Below are 19,696 nucleotides of genomic sequence, written 5' to 3'. Positions count from 1 at the left end.
CCGGTGAGCAGGGCGGATGATCAGGGACGAGGGCCGCCTGTGGAGAAAACGGGGACAACTCGGATGTCCCCAGGGTGTGGAAACGGCGATCGCCGCGATCCTGTGGAGAAGTGGGCCGCGGCGACAGGTAATCGAACAGGCGGGACGTAGGTTCGGGGGGCCGCAGGGGCGGCAAGCAGGGGAGAACGCGCCGCCGGGAGAAGCCGGCCGCGTGAGCGCGTGAGCGCGTGAGCGCGAGGGGAGGCCGGGAGAGCGCGAGGAGGGGGCGCCGGGACGCCGGGACCGTGTGAGAGGACGCCGGGACCGTGTGAGAGGACGCCGGGACGCCGGGAGAGCCCGCGGGCGTCAGCTCTTGATGCGGTTGGTGAGCTCGGTCACCTGGTTGTAGATGGACCGGCGCTCGGCCATCAGCGAGCGGATCTTGCGGTCGGCGTGCATCACCGTCGTGTGGTCGCGGCCGCCGAACAGCGCGCCGATCTTGGGCAGCGACAGGTCGGTCAGCTCGCGGCACAGGTACATGGCGATCTGCCGGGCCGTGACCAGCACCCGGCTGCGTGAGGAGCCGGACAGGTCGTCCACGTTGAGCCCGAAGTACGCGGCGGTCTCGGCCATGATGGCGCTGCCGCTGATCTCGGGCACGGAGTCCTCGCCGCCCGGAATCAGGTCCTTCAGCACGATCTCGGTGAGCTGCAGGTCCACCGGCTGCCGGTTGAGGCTGGCGAAGGCGGTCACCCTGATCAGCGCGCCCTCCAGCTCGCGGATGTTCCGCGAGATGCGCGAGGCGATGAACTCGAGCACCTCGGGCGGCGCGTTCAGCTGCTCCTGCACCGCCTTCTTGCGCAGGATCGCGATACGGGTCTCCAGCTCGGGCGGCTGCACGTCCGTGATCAGGCCCCACTCGAACCGGTTGCGCAGCCGGTCCTCCAGGGTGATGAGCTGCTTGGGCGGCCGGTCCGAGGACAGAACGATCTGCTTGTTGGCGTTGTGCAGCGTGTTGAAGGTGTGGAAGAACTCCTCCTGCGTCGACTCCTTCTGCGCCAGGAACTGGATGTCGTCGACCAGCAGGATGTCCATGTCCCGGTACCGCTTGCGGAACGCGTCCGCCTTGCCGTCCCGGATGGAGTTGATGAACTCGTTGGTGAACTCCTCCGAGCTCACGTACCGCACCCGGGTGCCCGGGTAGAGGCTGCGGGCGTAGTGCCCGATGGCGTGCAGCAGGTGGGTCTTGCCGAGCCCGGACTCGCCGTAGATGAACAGCGGGTTGTACGCCTTGGCCGGCGCCTCCGCGACCGCGACGGCCGCGGCGTGCGCGAAGCGGTTGGAGGCACCGATGACGAAGGTGTCGAAGAGGTACTTCGGGTTCAGCCGCGCGGTCGGCTCCACGCTGCCGCCACCGCTGCCGGAGCCGTTCCCGGAGGCCGACCCGTTCCCGGGGCCGCCGGGCGCGCCCGCGCCGATCGGACCGGCACCGGGGCCGGGCCCGCCCGCGCCCGGTGAGGACGGCGGCTCCGGCCGGGACGGCGGGCCCGCGGGCGGCTGGTAGCCCGCGGCCGGGGACCCGTACGGCTGCCGGCCGCCGGGCTGCCCCTGGTGCGGGACGGTGGGGAAGTCGTAGCCGCCGTGCGACCCCTCGTACCCCTCGCGCGGGCTCTCGTACGGCGCGCGGTCGGGATAGCCGGGTGACGGCGGCGGCGCCCCCCAGCCCCCGAGCCGCGGCTGCTGCCAGTCGGGCCGGTCCTGGGAGTCGCGGTGATCCTGGGGGTCGCGGTGGTCCTGCCGTTCCCCGTACGCGGACCGCATCCGCGGCGCGTCGCCGGTGTCGTACGACTCCTGCTGCGGGACCTGCGGCGGCTGCGGGATCTGCGGGGACGGCGAGCCGTGCGGGAACGCCTGCTGCCCGGGATGCCCGTCGTCCTGCGGCTGCTCGGCGCGCTCCGGCTGCGCGGGCTGGGCGAAGCGCTGCGGCTGCGACCGCTCCTGCGCGGGAGCCTGCTCCTGGTCGCCGCCGGAGGCCACCGCGATCGCGATCCCGACAGGGTGACCGAACTCACGGCTGAGCACGTCGGTGATCAGCGGCATGAGCCGTCCCTCAAGGACGCTCTTGGCGAACTCGTTGGGCGCCGAGAGCACCGCCGTGCCGGCCACCAGGGCCAGCGGCTGGGTGCGCTTGAGCCACTCCGCGTCCTTGGGCTTGAGGTCCTCGCTCTCCACCAGCAGCTTCTGGAGCACCCGAGGCCACACTGCGGCAAGATCGGCAGTCACGTCGGCCACAGTGCACGCTCTCTCGGTCGCTGGGTGGTGCTGAGAACTCCCGCGAAAGTGTGGTCCTGATGCGGGGCGGGAAGAGTACGGGGTTCGGCTCCGGGTTCCGGTAGGCCGGTCCGGCCACGGTAGTCAGGGCGGCCTGCGCGGTTCAAGTCGTTGTCCACAGGCTGTGTACAAATGGCGGAGCGGTGCCTGCGGGTTTGACCGGATGGCCCAGCCGCACGTACCGTATCGAGGTCGAGTTGTCGATGGCTGCTGCCGCCTGCCTACTGATGGGCGAAGGATCCCCGGGTACTCCCGGACGATCGTCAAAGCGGTACACCCGACTGGTCCGCGAGCTTTTCGTGGGCGCACGGTGACAGCCAGGCGACGCCCCGCCGGACCGAACTTTTCTGGAGCCCCCGAGTGAGCAAGCGCACCTTCCAGCCGAACAACCGCCGTCGTGCGAAGACCCACGGCTTCCGCCTGCGTATGCGCACCCGCGCCGGCCGCGCCATCGTCGCGAACCGTCGCAGCAAGGGTCGCGCCCGCCTGTCCGCCTGATCCGCCACCCAGGTCTCATGCCGTGCTGCCCACCGAGAATCGGCTGAGGCGGCGGCAGGACTTCGCGGAAGCGGTCCGCCGCGGACGCCGGGCCGGCCGGCCGCTGCTGGTCGTACACCTGCGCCGCGACGCGACCGGCCGCCTGGATGCGACGGACGCCACACACCCGCACGAGCCGGGGGGGACCGCCCCTCCGGCACGTGCGGGTTTCGTCGTGAGCAAGGCGGTCGGCGGTGCCGTGCAGCGCAATCTGGTCAAACGACGCCTACGTCACTTGGTCAGGGAGCGGATGTCCCTGCTGCCCCCCGGTAGCCTTGTGGTAGTACGCGCGCTGCCAGGAGCCGGCGGCGCGGACCACGCACAGCTGGCCCTCGACCTGGACGCCGCCTTCCAGCGGCTTCTGGGCCGTGACGCCCAGGGCGACGCCGAGGGGAGGGTGGCTCGGTGAAATATCCGCTGCTGGCACTCATCAAGCTGTACCAGTGGACGATCAGTCCACTGCTCGGCCCGGTGTGCCGCTACTACCCCTCGTGCTCGCACTACGGCTACACGGCCATCGACCGGCACGGCGCGATCAAGGGCACCGCCCTGACCGCGTGGCGCATTCTGCGGTGCAACCCATGGTCGCCGGGCGGTGTGGACCACGTCCCGCCGCGCAAGCGACCGCCGTGGCATGAACTGCTGCGCCGCCACCTGCGGGGCGGCTCCGACGGGCCCGTCACGCCCGAGCCCACCGGACCCTCTCACGCCCAAGGAGCCTGACCGTGGGGATCTTGAACCCCCTGTACGACGCCGTTTCATGGATCATCGTCCAGTTCCACTCGTTCTACAGCCTCATGTTCGACAAGGACAGTGGCTGGGCCTGGGGACTGTCGATCGTCTCCCTGGTGGTCCTGATCCGGATCTGCCTGATCCCGCTGTTCGTCAAGCAGATCAAGTCGACGCGGAACATGCAGGCGCTCCAGCCCAAGATGAAGGCGATCCAGGAGCGCTACAAGAACGACCGGCAGAAGCAGTCCGAAGAGATGATGAAGCTGTACAAGGAGACGGGCACCAACCCGCTCTCCTCGTGCCTTCCGATCCTCGCCCAGTCGCCGTTCTTCTTCGCGCTGTACCACGTGCTGAGCAACATCGCCAAGGGTCACCAGGTGGGCGTCCTCACCCAGGCGCAGGTCGACAGCGGGCAGGCGGCGCACATCTTCGGCGCCCCCCTGGCGGCGAAGTTCACCGACAGCGCGGCCAAGGCCGCCGAGCTGGGGTCCACGCTGACCAACGTCCGGGTCGTCACGATCCTGATGATCATCCTGATGTCGGCGTCGCAGTTCTACACGCAGCGCCAGCTCATGACGAAGAACGTGGACATGACGGTGAAGACGCCGTTCATGCAGCAGCAGAAGATGCTGATGTACGTCTTCCCGCTGATCTTCGCGGTCTTCGGCATCAACTTCCCGGTCGGTGTCCTGATCTACTGGCTGACCACCAACGTCTGGACCATGGGCCAGCAGATGTTCGTCATTCGGCGCAACCCGACCCCGGGCAGCCTCGCCTTCCAGCAGCGCCAGGAGCGGCTGCGGGCCAAGGGCAAGCTGGTGGAGCCGCCGGAGGAGGTCAAGGCCAAGGCGGCGGTCGAGGCAGCCCGGGCGAACCGCTCCCAGCCCAAGCGGCAGAGCAAGGCGCAGCGGACGTCGGGTGCCGGCACGGCGAGGACGGGCGGCGGCGCGCCGCGGGCGGGCGCGGCCAAGGACGCCCCGGACACGGAGTCCGGCTCCGGTGCCGACTCCGCCAACGCCGAGGACGCGAGCTCCGGCTCGGGTACGGGTACGGACGCCGGCGCCGGGACCGCGAAGGCGGCCGGTGCCCCCAAGGCGGGTCAGGGCGCTCGCAAGCCGGGGGCTCCACGGGCGGGGAAGCAGGGCGGCGGCGCGCCGCGCAAGCAGCCCGGCCAGCCCGGTGACGCCAAGGCCAAGCCGAGCAACCTGTCCAAGAAGAAGTAAGAGGAGAGTCCAGGCGTGAGCGACGTCAACACCAGCACCGCACCCGACAGCGGCTCGTCCGCGACTCTGACCCGCCTGGAGCAGGAGGGCGAGATCGCGGCGGACTACCTGGAGGGCCTGCTGGACATCGCCGACCTCGACGGTGACATCGACATGGACGTCGAGGGCGAGCGCGCCTCGGTGTCGATCATCGGCGAGGGCACCAGTCGTGAGCTGAACAAGCTGGTGGGGCGGGACGGCGAGGTGCTGGAGGCGCTGCAGGAGCTGACCCGGCTCGCGGTGCACCGGGAGACCGGTGAGCGCAGCAGGCTGATGCTGGACATCGCCGGGTTCCGGGCCCGCAAGCGCGCCGAGCTGACGAAGCTGGGCACGAGCGCGGCCGCGGAGGCCGAGGAGACCGGCGCGCCGGTGAAGCTGGAGCCGATGACGCCGTTCGAGCGGAAGGTCGTGCACGACGCGGTGGCCGCTGCCGGGCTGCGCAGCGAGTCCGAGGGCGAGGAGCCGCACCGCCGGGTGGTCGTCCTCCCCGCCTGAGAACCGTCGCCGTCGCCACCGGCCCCGTCTGTTCAGCAGGCGGGGCCGCGGCTTGTGAGTCCGGCGCCGTGTAGTAAGCCTGAACGTATAAGCCCGGTGGAACCTAGGAAAGGACCGCCCCCGTGACCGAGGCTGCAGCGGAGCTTCCCGCGCCGCCGGAGCAGGCCAGGACACTCTTCGGCGACCGGTTCGCCGATGCCGTGCGCTATGCCGAGCTGCTCGCCGACCCGGGTGTGCGGCGCGGTCTGATCGGCCCTCGGGAGGTGCCGCGGCTGTGGGAGCGGCACCTGCTGAACTGCGCGGTGCTGTCCGAGGTGATCGACCCGGACGTGTCGGTGTGCGACGTCGGTTCCGGCGCCGGGCTGCCCGGCATCCCGCTGGCCCTGCTCCGGCCGGACCTGTCGATCACCCTCCTGGAGCCTTTGCTGCGCAGGACGACCTTCCTGGAGGAGGTCGTCAAACTGCTGGGGCTGGCCAATGTGACGGTGGTCCGCGGCCGGGCCGAGGAAGTGATGGGCAAGCTGCCTCCCGTGGACGTGGTGACCGCGCGGGCCGTGGCGCCGCTGGAGCGGCTTGCCGGGTGGGGGCTGCCGCTGCTGCGTCCGCACGGCGAGATGGCCGTCCTCAAGGGGGACACCGCCGAGGAGGAACTGAAGGCGGCCCGTGCCGCCCTGCACCGGCTCGGCGCGGTGGATGCCACGATCGTCCAGGTGGGCGAGGGCGTCGTGGACCCGCTGTCCACAGTTGTACGAGTGGTGGTGGGCGAGAGCCCGGGCGGAGTGCGTGCGGCGACCCGGCGGGCGAAGGCGGCCCGTGCGAGCCGGGCACCCCGTGGTGGAACGGGCCGCCGGCGCCGCTGACCTCACGGTAGTGGTGTGGGCCGGGAGTCCCGTGGGGGCGGTTTCCGGGTCGCCAAATACACCATACAAACGACCAAACCGACATAAATCGGAGTGTCGGCGGTCGAAATGGTCGCGGCGCTCGTCATCGTGTTCCACGTGAAACGTCGCTCACTGCTTCCAGGCGTACTCAGCCGAGGTCGTGCCGCGGCTGAGGCGCGCGCCAATAGACCCGCTAAAACGACCGGCCCTGTGGATAATTCCCGGGATTTATCCACAGGTGGCCGGGGCTCGCTGGTTCAGCACCCCTCAGGCATGGCAGGCTCTTCTCATCGCGAGCCTGAAGTCGAGGAGAGTGAGTCCTTGCGGTCCGACGCCAACATCGCGGGGCCGATGGCCGATCCGGTCCCCGGTCCCCGCTCTGCTGAAACAGCCGGGGGACCCGTGTCCGGGCCCCCGGGGTTCGGGGGCGATGTTTCACGTGAAACATTGCCTCCCATGGATGACACCCCCATCGGTCGCGCTGCCCAGTTGGCTGTCGAAGCGCTCGGCCGTGCCGGTGCGGGGCTCCCCCGACCACCCCAGACCCGGGTGATGGTGGTTGCCAACCAGAAGGGTGGGGTCGGCAAGACCACCACCACGGTCAACCTGGCCGCCTCGCTCGCCCTCCATGGTGGGCGGGTCCTGGTCATCGACCTCGACCCCCAGGGAAACGCCTCCACCGCCCTGGGCATCGACCACCACTCCGAAGTCCCTTCCATCTACGACGTGTTGGTGGAGAGCAAGCCGCTCTCGGACGTCGTGCAGCCGGTAGCCGATGTGGAGGGGCTGTTCTGCGCTCCCGCCACGATCGACCTCGCGGGAGCCGAGATCGAACTCGTCTCCCTGGTCGCCCGAGAGAGCCGGCTGCAGAAGGCCATCGAGTCCTACGAGCAGCCGCTCGACTACATCCTCATCGACTGCCCGCCCTCACTCGGCCTGCTCACGGTCAACGCCTTGGTGGCCGGCGCCGAAGTGGTCATCCCGATCCAGTGCGAGTACTACGCGCTGGAGGGACTGGGCCAGTTGCTGAAGAACGTGGACCTGGTCCGTGCGCACCTCAATCCGCGGCTGCACGTCTCCACGATTCTGCTGACCATGTACGACGGCCGGACCCGGCTGGCGTCCCAAGTAGCGGAGGAGGTGCGCACCCACTTCGGCAAGGAGGTGCTGCGTACCAGCATTCCGCGGTCGGTCCGTATCTCGGAGGCGCCCAGCTACGGTCAGACCGTCCTGACCTACGACCCGGGCTCCAGCGGCGCACTGTCGTACCTGGAGGCGGCCCGGGAGATGGCCCTGCGTGGCCTGCCCGGCGGCGTCTCCGTCGAATACGACCCGAACGGTGCTTACGCACCGCAGGGCGAGCACAGCGAGCACAACCCGCACAGCATGTCGGAGGGGATCCAGTGAGTGATCGACGCAGAGGGCTCGGCCGTGGTCTCGGCGCGCTGATCCCCGCCGCGCCGCAGTCGACGAGTACGTCACCCGCGGCCGTTCCTGTCCTCGCGCCCGATCGTGGCGTCGCGGCGGCCAAGGTGGCCGGCCTGGTGGACCGCAGGCCGCCCGAGGCCGGTGCGCCGTCGGTGGACATCCCGGTTTCACGTGAAACGGAGCCGGACGCTTCGCCGTCGTCGGCTCCGAAGGTCCCGGTGACCGGTGCCTACTTCGCCGAGCTGGAGCTGGGGCTCATCACCCCGAACCCGCGTCAGCCACGTGAGGTCTTCGACGAGGACGCCCTGAACGAGCTCATCATCTCCATCAAGGAGGTGGGTCTGCTGCAGCCGGTGGTGGTGCGGCAGATCGGCACCGACCGCTATGAGCTCATCATGGGCGAACGTCGCTGGCGGGCCTGCAAGGAGGCCGGCCTGGAGCGGATTCCCGCGATCGTCCGCGACACGGACGACGAGAAGCTTCTCCTGGACGCCCTTCTGGAGAACCTGCACAGGGCACAGCTCAACCCGCTGGAAGAAGCGGCGGCCTACGACCAGTTGCTGCGTGACTTCGCCTGCACCCACGAGCAGTTGGCGGACCGGATCGGGCGCTCGCGCTCCCAGGTCTCCAACACGCTGCGGCTGCTGAAGCTGTCGGCTCCCGTACAGCGGAAGGTCGCGGCCGGGGTGATCTCCTTCGGGCACGCCCGGGCACTGCTGGCCCTGGAGGACCCCGAGGAGCAGGACAAGCTGGCGCTGCGCATCGTGGCCGAGGGTCTGTCCGTGCGTACGGTCGAGGAAATCGTCACGCTCATGAACAGCGAGCCGACGGCCCCTCGCAAAGCCGCGGCTCCCCGGGCCGGCCGCCGGGTGTCCCCGGCGCTGACCCATCTGGCCTCGCGGCTGTCCGACAGGTTCGACACCAGGGTGAAGGTCGACCTCGGTCAAAAGCGGGGAAAGATCGTCGTGGAGTTCGCCTCGATAGAGGACCTGGAGCGCATCCTGGGAACGATGGCACCCGGCGAGGGCAAGGTGCTGGAGAGCACGCTGGACGAGGAGTCCGAGGACGACACCGAATGAGGCGGCGGCACCCCGGTGGGAACCGCCGGGGTGCCTGAGGGCACGGTTGGTGCACGGCAGAAATGGGGTCCAGGCCACATGGGACGTCGGCTCGTACCACTCACACTGGACAACCTTCCGGATCTACCCAAGCCGTGCCGCCGCTGTGTCTTCTGGGAACTGGACCCCGTCAGCGGTGAAGCCGCCGTCCAGACCGGCAGGCCCGAGCTGGAGAAGGAGGCGTGGATCTCGGCGGTCCTGCTGGAGTGGGGCTCCTGCGGCCGGGTCGTCTACGTCGACGAGGTCCCGGCCGGGTTCGTTCTGTACGCCCCGGCCGCCTACGTCCCCCGCTCCACCGCCTTTCCCACCAGTCCCGTTTCGGGGGACGCCGTTCAGCTCATGACCGCCCGGATCCTGCCCGGGTATCAGGGCCAGGGCATCGGGCGGGTGCTGGTGCAGACCGTTGCCAAGGATCTGGTCCGCCGGGGCTTCAAGGCCATAGAGGCGTTCGGCGACGCGAAATGGGAGGGCCCGTCGTGCGTGCTGCCCGCCGACCACCTGACGGCGGTGGGCTTCAAGACCGTACGCCCTCACCCGCGCTACCCCCGGCTGCGACTGGAACTGCGCTCGACGATCTCCTGGAAGGAAGACGTCGAGATGGCGATCGACCGGCTGCTGGGCGCGGTACAGAAGGAGCCGGCTCTGCGACCGCTGTAGAGGCGAGGATGTCAGGGCCGGTGGGGAACCGGTGGGAAACCGGAAACGACGAAGGCGGGCGATGTTCCACGTGGAACATCGCCCGCCTTCGTGTGGTGCGACACGCTGCCTGTGCGGGCGCGTGCGAGGCGGTTGCTCAGCCGATGAAGTCGGCCAGGTCACGCTCCAGGGCGGCCTTGGGCTTGGCGCCGACGATGGTCTTCGCGACCTCACCGCCCTTGTAGACGTTCAGGGTCGGGATGGACATGACGCCGTACTTGGCCGCGGTCGCCGGGTTCTCGTCGATGTTGAGCTTGACGATGGTGATCTGGTCCGCGTGCTGGGCGGCAATCGCCTCCAGGGAGGGGGCGATCTGGCGGCACGGGCCGCACCACTCGGCCCAGAAGTCCACCAGGACGGGCTTGTCGCTGGCGAGCACCTCCTCGGCGAAGGTGTCGTCGGTCACGTGCTTGATGTTGCCGGCCACGGCTGTCTCCTCAGGTGTTCGGACGGTGATTCGTGCGGGTGGGTACGCGGTCGGTCAGACGGTGGTGGTGACGGCGGTGGTCTTCTCGGCGTCGGCGAGCGCCGCCAGGTACCGCTCGGCGTCCAGAGCGGCGGAGCAACCGGTGCCGGCCGCGGTGATCGCCTGTCGGTAGGTGTGGTCCACGACGTCTCCGGCGGCGAAGACACCGGGAATGTTGGTACGGGTACTGGGCGCCTGCACGGTGAGGTAGCCCTCGGCGTCCAGGTCGAGCACGCCCTTGAACAGCTCGCTCCGCGGGTCGTGGCCGATCGCGATGAACAGACCCGTGACGGGAAGTTCGGAGGTCTCACCGGTCTTGGTGTTGCGCAGGGTCAGCCCGGAGAGCTTGCCGTCACCGTTGATCGCGGCGACCTCGCTGTCCCACACGAAGGAGATCTTCGGGTCGGCGAAGGCACGCTCCTGCATCGCCTTGGACGCCCGCAGCGTGTCCCTGCGGTGCACGATCTTCACGGACTTGGCGAAGCGGGAGAGGAAGGTGGCCTCCTCCATCGCGGTGTCGCCGCCGCCGATCACGACGATGTCGTGGTCGCGGAAGAAGAAGCCGTCACAGGTGGCACACCACGAGACGCCGCGCCCGGAGAGCTGGTCCTCGTTGGGGAGGTTCAGCTTGCGGTGCTGCGAGCCGGTCGCCACGATCACGGCCTTCGCCCGGTGGACGGTGCCCGAGGTGTCGGTGACGGACTTGATGTCGCCGGTGAGGTCGACCGCGGTCACGTCGTCCGCCACGAGCTCGGCGCCGAACCGCTCGGCCTGTGCGCGCATGTTGTCCATCAGGTCCGGTCCGAGGATGCCGTCACGGAACCCCGGGAAGTTCTCGACCTCCGTGGTGTTCATGAGCGCACCACCCGCGGTGACCGAGCCCTCGAAGACCAGAGGGTTGAGAGAGGCACGCGCGGTGTAGAGCGCCGCGGTGTACCCCGCGGGCCCGGAACCGATGATGATCACGTTACGGACGTCGCTCACGTGTATTCCTCGTCTCTGCGAACTGCTGCGGGCCCTGGCTGGACTCTCGTTCCTGCCTAACGGATCCTACGGGTCCGGCATTCCCAGGGCCCCGCACCGCTCGCAGGTGGTCCTCGCCTGGGTCCTAACGGGCGTAGGTGGCCCGGAACAGCACCGTGCCGGGGCTCGTGGAGGAGCACGAGGCGTTGACGACGTAGGCGTCCACCGTGCGGTCGGACCCAGGATGCGGCAGGACCACGAGGTAGGCGTCCGTCCCCTGGAAGGGCTCACGCGCGGTCGCGAGGGGCTGCTGGATGCGGTGGGTCGCCTTCAGGACGCATGCCGGAACGGGCGAGGCCTTGTCCGGAGCATAAGGGGTGCCGTCGGCGCGGTCGCTGAACATCGGGGTGTTGGCCCGGCCGGCCGACCTGTCACCGAGCAGGTGCCGCACCTGGGAGCCGACCTGCGCGGACACTCCGGAGCCGCCGGACGATGCCGCCACGCTGCTGTCCTGCGAAGCGTCGCTGCTCCCGGACTCCACGGCCGCGTAGACGATGCCGCCCAGAGCCAGGGCTGCGACGGCCGAGACCGAGGCGATCAGGGTGCGTCCCCGCCGGCGAAGCCCCGCCGGGTGGCCCTTCCCACCGGATGTCCGGCCGGGACCCGCGGGAGTCCCGGCACGACCGCCTGGTCCCGTGGGGGCGTCGGACCGGCCTGCCGGAGCGGTCGGTGTTCCACGTGGAACATCGACCGGGGTTTCACGCTTGACCGGTGTTCCACGTGGAACACCGGCCCGGCCCTCTGCCAGGTGTGCCTCGGCCGCGAGCGCGGCGTCGATCCGTCCGACGATGTCGTCGGGCATCCGCTCCGGTTCCGGCAGGTCGCCGAGCAGCCCCCGGATGTCCTCCAGGGAGGCCAGTACGTCCGCGCAAAGGTCGCAGTCCGCCAGATGTTCCCTGACCTCGGCGGCGCGCTCAGGTGCCAGCAGGCCCTCGGACAGGGAGGAGATCTCGTCGACCTCCGGATGCGCATCCGTACCCTTCGTCGATGTCACCGGTGGCCACCTCCGCCCTTCTCCGCTCCCGTCTCTGGGACGGGGGTCCCCTCCGCCTGGTTCCGTTCCATGGCAGTGGCGGGGTTTTCCCGGGCACCGCCGCCTGCCCGCAGGTGGGCCAGGAGCGGCAGGAGCCGGGCCCGGCCGCGGGCACATCTGCTCTTCACCGTGCCCGTCGGCACCTCCAGGACTTCGGCGGCTTCGGCGACGGGGTATCCCTGCATGTCGACCAGGACGAGTGCGGCCCGCTGGTCGGCTGGCAAAGTGGCGAGCGCGGCCAGCAGCTCCCGGTGCAGTTCGTCCCGCTCGGCGGGCGCCTCGGCGGACTCGTGCGGCTCCAGGAGGGCCTCGAAGGTCTCCTCTTCCGCCATGGGCGCGGTCCGGCGGGTGGCGGCCCTGCGGGCCCGGTCCAGGCAGGCGTTCACCGTGATCCGGTGCAGCCAGGTCGTGACGGCCGACTGGCCGCGGAAGGTATGGGCCGCCCGGAACGCCGACACCAGCGCGTCCTGGACGGCGTCGGCGGCTTCCTCACGGTCGCCCAGCGTGCGCAGGGCGACCGCCCACAGCCGATCGCGGTGCCGCCGGACGAGTTCCCCGAAGGCGTCGGGGTCGCCGGCGACGTGACGGGCGAGGAGCTCGGCGTCACCCACGCCGCCGAGCCGGTTGTCCTCCACGACCAGATTCCCCCGTCCGCCGCTCGTTCAGCCCACGACGTGGATTTCGGAGATCTTGCCTCGGTAGCTGCCGTCCGCGGCCGGCGGGAGCTTGGTCAGCCAGACCAGCAGGTAGCGGGAGGTCACTTTACTCGGGAGGGTGAGCGTCAGATTCGTGCCGGACCCGGTGGCCACCTTGGTGAAGGCGTTGAGGCGGGTGGGCGTGGCGGAGCTGCCCGGGGCGGCCATCAGCTGCACGTCGGTGGAGCCGATGAGGTTCACCTTCACCTGGCTCACCGCCCTGGCGCTGCCCAGGTCCACGATGAGGCCCACACCCGGCTTGAGGCTGCCGAGGTCCGCCGAGGCGTACCAGCTGGTCTCCCAGTACGTGGAAGGGTCGTTGTCGTAGGCCTTCGACACGTCCGTCGGGTTCTCGGTGCCGTTGCCCAGCGGGTCGAAGTCCTTCACCGTCGCGATCGGCAGCGGCTTTCCGGTCGCCGGGTGCGTCGCGTCCTTGCCGCCCCGCTGCCCGGTGGGCGTGGCCCGCTTGGTGGGCTGGTTCTCCCGGGACTGGAGGGTGTCGGCGAGCTGCCAGCTCCCCAGCCCGATCGCGACGATCAGCAGCGCGGCCACCGCCCACTTCAGGGCCTGACCGGTGCGTCCGGGCAGCGCCGGGGGTGGCGCCGGAGCGGCCACGGCGGTCCGCCCGGGGGCTCCGGGCGGCGGTGTGGACGGTGCGAAGGGCGTGGGCCGGTAGACGGGTGCCGGCTGCTCCGGGGGCCGGATCCGGGGCACGGCCGCCACGGCCTTCGCCAGTTCCTCGGGGGTGGTGCAGGGCGGCTCCTCGCGGGAGGCGGTCGCTCCGTCGTTGACGAGTGCCCGCATGGCGATCTCGGACAGCCCGCGGTGGACCCCCGCCCGTACCTGGTCGGGGGCGACCAGGCCGACTCCCTTGGGCAGTCCGCTCAGGCCGTGAGCGTCCTCCTCGTACGGCCAGCGCTGGGTCAAGGACGCGTAGAGCAGGGCGCCGATCGACTCGGTGTCCTGGCGCTGCGGCCGGTCGGAGCTGAGGCCGCGCAGTGCGGCGGCGACCGCCAGGCCGCGGATGCGGTACTGCCCGGACATCGTCCGCAGCACGTCGCCGGGGTCCAGCCGCAGGTGCGCCAGGCCCTCCCGGTGGGCCGCCGCCATGCCCTGGGACACCTGGCTGACCATCTGGTAGGCCTCGTGCGGCTCCAGCGGGCCGGTGGCCAGCAGGTCGGCGAGTGGGGTGGCGTCGGGCAGCCACTCGTGGATGACGTAGACGAGCTCGTTGTCCTCGACCGCGTCGAGGACCTGCACGAAGCGCGGGTCGCCGAGCAGCGCGGCGGAGCGCGCCGCCGCCAGCACCTGACGGGCGCGCCCGTGGTCGGCGGGCAGAACATGGATGCCCACCGCCCGGCGCAGCTTCTCGTCCACCGCGCGCCAGCTGCTGAAGCCGTCGACCCGGGTGACGCATTCCTCCAACTGGTAGCGGCGGGCGAGCTTGTGACCGCTGTGCAGGTCCGGGGCCGTGGTGGGCGGCTTGGGACGCCGCTTGGCGGCCGTCGTGCCCGTGGTGCTCGCCGCGGTGGAGGCGGAAGCGGTGGAACGGCGGGCAACGGCTCCAACCATGGGGACCGTGTCCGCGTCGGTCCGGCCACCCGATCCGGCGCCCGCGTTCACAGGGGCCGGCGAAGGGGCGTCCGGTGCCGGTTCGGATCGGGCGCCGGCGGCTTGGGCGCCGGGATCACGAGGGACTTCGTCGGCGGCTTGAGCGACGGTGGTGGCGGCCGCGGCCGGGGGCTCGACGGAGAGGGGCTCGGTGGCGGCGTCGGGCTCGGCGGCGCCCACGGCTTCGGTCAGTCGCACGGTCTCCTCGACGGGCTCCGGCTCGCGTTCCTTCTCCTCCGGCTCCTCGGACTTGTCGGGCTCCTCGCGCTCCTCGGGCTTGTCGGACTCGTCGGCGGACGGTTCTGCGGCGCGCTCCGGTGCGTTCCGCGTCGCGCCCGCGGTGTCGGTGCCGTCGGATGGGGTGCTGGTCTGGTCGTCCGTCGTCGTCCCGTCGGATGTGGCGCCGCCCTCGTTGGCCACTCCGACGGCGGCCGTGCTCCGATCCGCCACCGTCGTTCCTGCCTCCCCATCCATCGCGCGATCTCACATCAAGCCGATGACAATTGTGCCCGCACTCCCGCGCTATGCACGACACACGGCAGGCCGTGATGGTTGCCTCGCGAGCCTCGCCGTCCCGTCCGGTCAGCGTCCGAGGCGGCCGCGCACCATGCCGATCATCGCGTTGAGTTCTTCGATCCGCATCCGCTTGGCGGCCGCGAGGAACAGCACGGCCAGTACCACGCCGCCGACCACCAGCGCCGCCAGCGAGCCCGTGGCGCCACTGCCCAGCGTGCGCAGGACCATGTACACGGCCACGCCCGCGATCGCGGCGGCCGGGACGCACGCGCCCGCCAGCCGGGCGTAGGTACGCACCACCCGGCGTCCGTCGAGGTCCCCGTGCAGCCGCGCCCGCAGACGTTTGGCGGCTACCCGCACTCCGACCGCGTACGCCAGGCCGTAGGAGAAGGCCATGCCGACCACGGCCCAGCGGGCGGGCAGGGCGAAGAAGCACAGCGCCGAGGTGGCGGCGTTCACGGCGGCCACGACGACGGTGTTGTAGAAGGGCGTGCGGGTGTCCTCGAAGGCGTAGAACCCGCGCAGCACCACGTACTGGGCCGAGTAGGGGACCAGGCCGATGCCGAACGCCATCAGGATGAAGCCGATGTTGCGGGCGGACTCGGTGTTGGTGCCGGAGTACAGCAGGCCGCACATGGGCACGCCCAGCGCCAGGAAGGCGAAGGCGGCGGGCACGATCGCCACGGCCGAGGTGCGCAGGCCGTAGGAGATGTCGTCACGGACCGCGGAGATGTCTCCGTCGGCGGCCGCCCGGGAGATCCGCGGCAGTACCGCCGCCATCACCGAGACGGTGATGATGGCCTGCGGCATCTGCCAGATCAGCAGCGCGTTGTTGTACGCGGTGATGCCGGTGCCCTGGTAGCCGTTCTTGTCGGCGTTGGCGCCCGCCCAGGTGGCGAGCTGGGTGACGACGATGAGGCCGGCCTGGTTGGCCAGGACGAAGAAGAACGTCCACTTCGCGAGCTTGGCCGCGTGGCCGAGGCCGTGCCCGCGCCAGTCGAAGCGCGGCCGGAACCGGAAGCCGGCGTCCCGCAGGTACGGCAGCATCGCCAGCGACTGCACCACCAGGCCCAGCAGGGTGCCGATACCCAGCAGCCGGGCGCCCTCCGGGGTGATCGTGGTGGCGTCCATCCGCGTGGTGCTGTAGGAGCCGTACACCCAGATGAACATCACGAAGGTGAAGATCACCACGATGTTGTTGAGGACCGGCGTCCACATCATCGCGCCGAACTTGCCGCGCGCGTTGAGCACCTGGCCCATGACCACGTGCACACCCATGAAGAAGATGGTGGGCAGGCAGTAGCGGGCGAAGGTGATGGCGACGCTGTACGAGTCCGGGTTGTCGGCGATCTTCGCGGACATCAGCCGGACCAGGAAAGGCGCGCCGAGCACGGTCACCGCGACGACGCCGCCCAGCACCACCATCACCACGGTGAGCAGACGGTTGGCGTAGGCGGCTCCCCCGTCCTCGTCGTCCTTCATGGCGCGGACGAGCTGGGGGACGAAGACGGAGTTGAGGCCGCCGCCGATGGTGAGGATGTAGATCATCGTCGGCAGCGTGTTGGCCACGGCGTACCCGTCGCCGAGGGTCGCGACACCGATGCCCGCGGCGATGACCAGGGTGCGGACGAAGCCCGTCACACGTGAAACCAGGGTTCCCGCGGCCATCAGGGCGCTGGACTTGAGGATGCCGCCGGCCTTGCCGCCCTCCGCGGGCGCGGGGGCGGGGATCGGCACCTGGATGATCGGGATCTGCCCGGTCTCGTCCGGTGGCGGCAGGGTCCCGTCCCGGTGGTCGCCGTACTGCTGCTCGAACGGGTAGGCGTAGCGCGGGTCGGCGTACTGCTGCCCGTACTGGTCGCCGTAGTAGCCGTCCTGGTACGCCTGCTGCCCGCCGTACTCCTGCCCCGCGTACTCCTGCCCGTACTCCTGGCCGCCGTATTGCTGCTGTCCGTACTGCTGTCCGTACTGCTGAGCGGCGTCGTAGCCCGGCTGCTGGTACTCCTGCCGGCCGTACCCCTGCTGCTCGTAGTAGCCGTAGGAACCGCCCTGGGGCTGGTCCTGCGGCTGGTCCTGGTACTGGCCGTAGTCCTGGCGCGGGTCCGGCGCGGCGGACTGGGCGGGGGCGGGGCGCTGGTCGCGGAAGAGGTGGTCGTAGGCGTCGTAGGGCTGCTGGTCGGGCGCGGGCGCGCCCATCAGCCCGTCCACGCCGACGTATTCGCCGTTCTGCCACTGGCCGTTGCCGTCGGGGTACGGGCCGGGCGGGGGCGGGGGATGGGCCGCGCGGTCGTAGAGGGCGTCGTCGACCGGGTCCTGTGCGGTGGGGTCCTGCCGGCGGTACGGGTCGTAGGCGTAGGTGCCCTGCAGATAAGGGTCGGGCGTCGGGTGCTGCTCGGGCGGAGGAGGCACCCGGCCCGCAGCGTCGCGATCACCGTCGTACGGCGCGTTCATCAGTGCCCCACCTTATGTCCGCTGGCTATCCGTCCACCTTCTCACTTGCCGGGGACGGCTCAGGGCTTTCCGGCCCGGTGTCAGCGGCAGGGTCACCCGGGTGTCCGGGTGCGGTGCCGCGTGAAGTGCCGTCGTCTCCGTCGTTGCCGCCGCTCGTGGCGTCCTCGGGACCGTCGGTCCCGGGGTCGCCGTCGCCGCTCTCGGCCGCGGCCTGCCGCTTGCGCTGACGGTAGATGCGTACCCCCGCCAGCACCAACAGCAACAAGCCCGCCGCGATGATGAGCATCACCAGGTCGGTCACCTTGGTGATGTTCACGTCGAAGCGGACGCTCTGGCCGTACAGCCCGCCGTTGCGGTTGTACAGGCCGGCCACGAGGTGCGCCGGACCGTTGGCGCTGGCCGTGGTCCGGAACTTCAGGGTACGGGTATGTCCGCCGTCGATGGAGATCGGCTGTTCGGGACTGCGGATCTCCAGCCGGATGGTCTGGCTGGACGTGAGCCTGAGCACAAGGCCGGTGATCGGCTGGCCGAGGTCGTTCTTGACCGTGACCGGGATGGTGCCGCTGTGGCCCGACAGGGTCAGCGTCGTGGTCTTGTCGATGATGTGGACGGCACCGATCAGGTCCTGCAGATAGCCGCGGATGGAGGCGCGGAAGTCGTCGCCCTGCCGGCGGTCGCCGCGCCACTCGGTGGACATCGACCGCAGTACGGCGTTGCCGAACGGCACGGTGACCCGGTCCTTGCGGGTGAGGATCACCACGAAGGAGTTCAGGTTCCGCTGCGTGGACCAGGTCTGCATGAAGGTGTGGTGGGTCAGCTCCTGCTTGCGCAGGGCCGCCGGATACGCGCTCGCCGGTGCCACTTTGTGCCCGGCGCGGGCGTCGGGACGGGTGTGCGCCGCCGTGGCGAACGGCACAGTTGCCGCCCACGGGGTGCTGTCGGTCATGGTGATCGCCCTCGCCAGGGCCGTCGCCTGCGGAACCGTGGGCATGCGCTGGGGGGCGACCAGCAGCGTGCGCTGTTTCGCCGGGGCCTGCATGGTGATCAGGAGGGTCTGGGCGAGGAAGTCCTGCAGCGCGAGCTTCACGCTCTGGGCGTTGGTCATGTCGCCGGAGAACGCCGTGGACAGCGCCGCGTCGGCGACCACCGCGGTGGTGCCGCCGCCCAGCGAGCGGGCCGCGGAGGGGGTGTAGCGCAGGGCGTTGTCCGGGAAGCTGTCGCTGCGGGCGATGATGTCCTTCGCGCCGCCGGAGCGCGCCACGGACACGATGGACGAGTCGGTCGCTCCGTCCACCGGCCAGGCGACGTCGGAGGTGATCCTGCCGCCCTGGAGGGTCTTCACGGTGGTCGCCCCCAGCACGGTGGCGACGGTCATGGCGCCGAGCGACTCGGCCGTCTTGAGGTGGCTCACGGTCCCCGGAACGTTCCGCCCCTGGTGGGCCACCGAGGCGATGTCGGTGTCGCCGAAGGGCAGCGCGACCACCTGGTCGCCGGAGACGGCCCTCTTCAGGGCGTCGAGCCACTGGTTGGCGTACGCGGTGCCGGTGCCGGGCGTGGTCCGGGTCACGTCGCCGCCCGGACCCGCGACCCGGTAGCTCTTGGCCATCGCGTCGACCGAGGCGAGCAGGTCCGGGTCGACGATCCAGGTCACCTGGAGCTTCTGGGCCAGACTCACCATCGTCCACAGCCGCCCGCCCGGCTTGAGTTCCGCGGCCAGGCCGTCGTCGAGGAAGATCGGGCTCTGCTGGGAGTCCGTGTCGCCGCGCGCCGCCATGTGCGGCCGGTCGGTCAGCGGCCACAGGTAGCTGATCCGGGTCTGCGCGGGCTGCGGGGTCTGCGTGGTGTCGTACCAGGGCAGGAAGGTCCGCCTGATGCCGAGGACGTGCTGCCAGTGCTCCGCCGACGTCTGGCCGTCCAGGGTCACGCCGAGCTGGTAGACGCCCGTTTGACCGAGACCGAAGGCGCTGAGGGGGACCTTGAGGCTGAAGGCGGCGCTCGCCCCGGCCGGGACGGTGCGGACCTTCGCGGTGTGGCCGTTGATCTCCTGGCCGTCGAGGAATACGTCGAAGCTGCCCCTGGTGCTCGTGGCCTTCATGGCGCTGCGGGTGGTGAGCGGGCCGCCGGAGGCGATCCGCACCCCGACGTGGGCGTCGGTGATCGCTGTCTTGCTGTTGTTGGTCACCGTGCCGGCGATCGTGATCGTGCCGCCCTTGGCCGGGAGGGGGGGATCGAGGCGGGTCAGGGTCACGGTGGCCGTGTGCGAGCCGGTGGCGCTCTGCGCCTGGGAGCCGGTGGCCTGGGCCGTCTGCAGCAACCCGGCGAGGAGGGTCGCTCCGGCGAGCAGCGCGGTGAACCGCAGCGTCCGCCGGCGGGGCGCCGGCGGGGGTGTTGCGGGTGCTTGTGCGGCCTCGCCCACGCGTTCGCCCCGTCCTGGTGTTCGTT

The 19,696-nt window shown here is 70.5% G+C and carries 17 protein-coding genes; 9 read left to right on the top strand and 8 right to left on the bottom strand.

The genetic code is table 11. The features are described 5' to 3' along the window. Positions 1-345: 345 nt before the first annotated feature. Positions 346-2,271 (bottom strand): chromosomal replication initiator protein DnaA, encoded by a 1,926-nt coding sequence (gene dnaA / locus K7G61_RS03155; RefSeq protein ID WP_308190581.1) that lies wholly within the window; start codon positions 2,269-2,271, stop codon positions 346-348. Positions 2,272-2,670: 399 nt separating this feature from the next. Here dnaA and rpmH point away from each other — a divergent pair, with 399 nt between their 5' ends. The 9 genes from rpmH (at position 2,671) to K7G61_RS03110 (ending at position 9,420) form a co-directional block, all read left to right on the top strand. After that, positions 2,671-2,808, top strand: coding sequence for a 50S ribosomal protein L34 (gene rpmH, locus K7G61_RS03150; RefSeq protein WP_016906158.1), 138 nt, complete (start codon positions 2,671-2,673; stop codon positions 2,806-2,808). Between the two features lie 22 nt (positions 2,809-2,830). Continuing rightward, a complete protein-coding gene (gene rnpA, locus K7G61_RS03145; protein WP_225845013.1) occupies positions 2,831-3,256 on the top strand; it encodes a ribonuclease P protein component in 426 nt (141 codons plus the stop codon). Next, entirely contained in the window at positions 3,253-3,570 is a 318-nt protein-coding gene (gene yidD / locus K7G61_RS03140; RefSeq protein ID WP_225845012.1) for a membrane protein insertion efficiency factor YidD, read from the top strand. The genes rnpA and yidD overlap by 4 nt, the downstream gene beginning before the upstream one ends. A 2-nt stretch (positions 3,571-3,572) precedes the next feature. Then, complete coding sequence (gene yidC / locus K7G61_RS03135) at positions 3,573-4,802, top strand: membrane protein insertase YidC (protein ID WP_374204034.1); 1,230 nt, start codon at positions 3,573-3,575, stop codon at positions 4,800-4,802. 15 nt (positions 4,803-4,817) lie between these two features. Further along, positions 4,818-5,336 (top strand): R3H domain-containing nucleic acid-binding protein, encoded by a 519-nt coding sequence (locus tag K7G61_RS03130; RefSeq protein WP_225845011.1) that lies wholly within the window; start codon positions 4,818-4,820, stop codon positions 5,334-5,336. Positions 5,337-5,458: 122 nt separating this feature from the next. Then, positions 5,459-6,196: a 16S rRNA (guanine(527)-N(7))-methyltransferase RsmG gene (rsmG, locus tag K7G61_RS03125; protein ID WP_225845010.1), complete on the top strand. Its 738-nt coding sequence runs from the start codon at positions 5,459-5,461 to the stop codon at positions 6,194-6,196. A gap of 294 nt (positions 6,197-6,490) precedes the next feature. Further along, positions 6,491-7,624, top strand: coding sequence for a ParA family protein (locus tag K7G61_RS03120; protein ID WP_225845009.1), 1,134 nt, complete (start codon positions 6,491-6,493; stop codon positions 7,622-7,624). Next, positions 7,621-8,724: a ParB/RepB/Spo0J family partition protein gene (locus K7G61_RS03115; protein ID WP_225845008.1), complete on the top strand. Its 1,104-nt coding sequence runs from the start codon at positions 7,621-7,623 to the stop codon at positions 8,722-8,724. Before K7G61_RS03120 ends, K7G61_RS03115 begins: the two co-directional genes overlap by 4 nt. 78 nt (positions 8,725-8,802) lie before the next feature. Then, positions 8,803-9,420 (top strand): GNAT family N-acetyltransferase, encoded by a 618-nt coding sequence (locus K7G61_RS03110; RefSeq protein ID WP_225845007.1) that lies wholly within the window; start codon positions 8,803-8,805, stop codon positions 9,418-9,420. A gap of 136 nt (positions 9,421-9,556) precedes the next feature. Here K7G61_RS03110 and trxA read toward each other — a convergent pair whose 3' ends face one another. The 7 genes from trxA to K7G61_RS03075 all read right to left on the bottom strand — a co-directional run bounded on the left by trxA (position 9,557) and on the right by K7G61_RS03075 (position 19,670). Next, positions 9,557-9,886 carry a thioredoxin gene (gene trxA / locus K7G61_RS03105; protein WP_225845006.1) on the bottom strand — a complete coding sequence of 110 codons (330 nt, stop codon included), beginning with the start codon at positions 9,884-9,886 and terminating at the stop codon, positions 9,557-9,559. A 54-nt stretch (positions 9,887-9,940) separates the two neighbouring features. Continuing rightward, positions 9,941-10,909 carry a thioredoxin-disulfide reductase gene (gene trxB, locus K7G61_RS03100; RefSeq protein ID WP_225845005.1) on the bottom strand — a complete coding sequence of 323 codons (969 nt, stop codon included), beginning with the start codon at positions 10,907-10,909 and terminating at the stop codon, positions 9,941-9,943. 124 nt (positions 10,910-11,033) lie between these two features. After that, positions 11,034-11,942, bottom strand: a complete 909-nt coding sequence (locus K7G61_RS03095; protein WP_225845004.1) for an anti-sigma factor — start codon at positions 11,940-11,942, stop codon at positions 11,034-11,036. Beyond that, positions 11,939-12,616 (bottom strand): RNA polymerase sigma factor SigM, encoded by a 678-nt coding sequence (gene sigM / locus K7G61_RS03090; protein ID WP_225845003.1) that lies wholly within the window; start codon positions 12,614-12,616, stop codon positions 11,939-11,941. Before sigM ends, K7G61_RS03095 begins: the two co-directional genes overlap by 4 nt. Positions 12,617-12,643: 27 nt before the next feature. Continuing rightward, a complete protein-coding gene (locus tag K7G61_RS03085) occupies positions 12,644-14,299 on the bottom strand; it encodes a protein kinase family protein (RefSeq protein ID WP_374204048.1) in 1,656 nt (551 codons plus the stop codon). A gap of 570 nt (positions 14,300-14,869) precedes the next feature. Continuing rightward, on the bottom strand, positions 14,870-17,254 hold the full coding sequence (gene murJ / locus K7G61_RS03080; RefSeq protein ID WP_225845001.1) for a murein biosynthesis integral membrane protein MurJ: 2,385 nt from the start codon (positions 17,252-17,254) through the stop codon (positions 14,870-14,872). Positions 17,255-17,279: 25 nt separating this feature from the next. Continuing rightward, entirely contained in the window at positions 17,280-19,670 is a 2,391-nt protein-coding gene (locus tag K7G61_RS03075) for a DUF6049 family protein (RefSeq protein ID WP_225845000.1), read from the bottom strand. Between the last annotated feature and the right edge of the window lie 26 nt (positions 19,671-19,696).

The sequence above is a fragment of the Streptomyces sp. HPF1205 genome (genome assembly GCF_020400825.1).
Taxonomy (GTDB): Bacteria; Actinomycetota; Actinomycetes; order Streptomycetales; family Streptomycetaceae; genus Actinacidiphila.
Note: the sequence above shows the minus strand (reverse complement) of the source record. Positions and strands in the feature narration are given on the sequence as shown.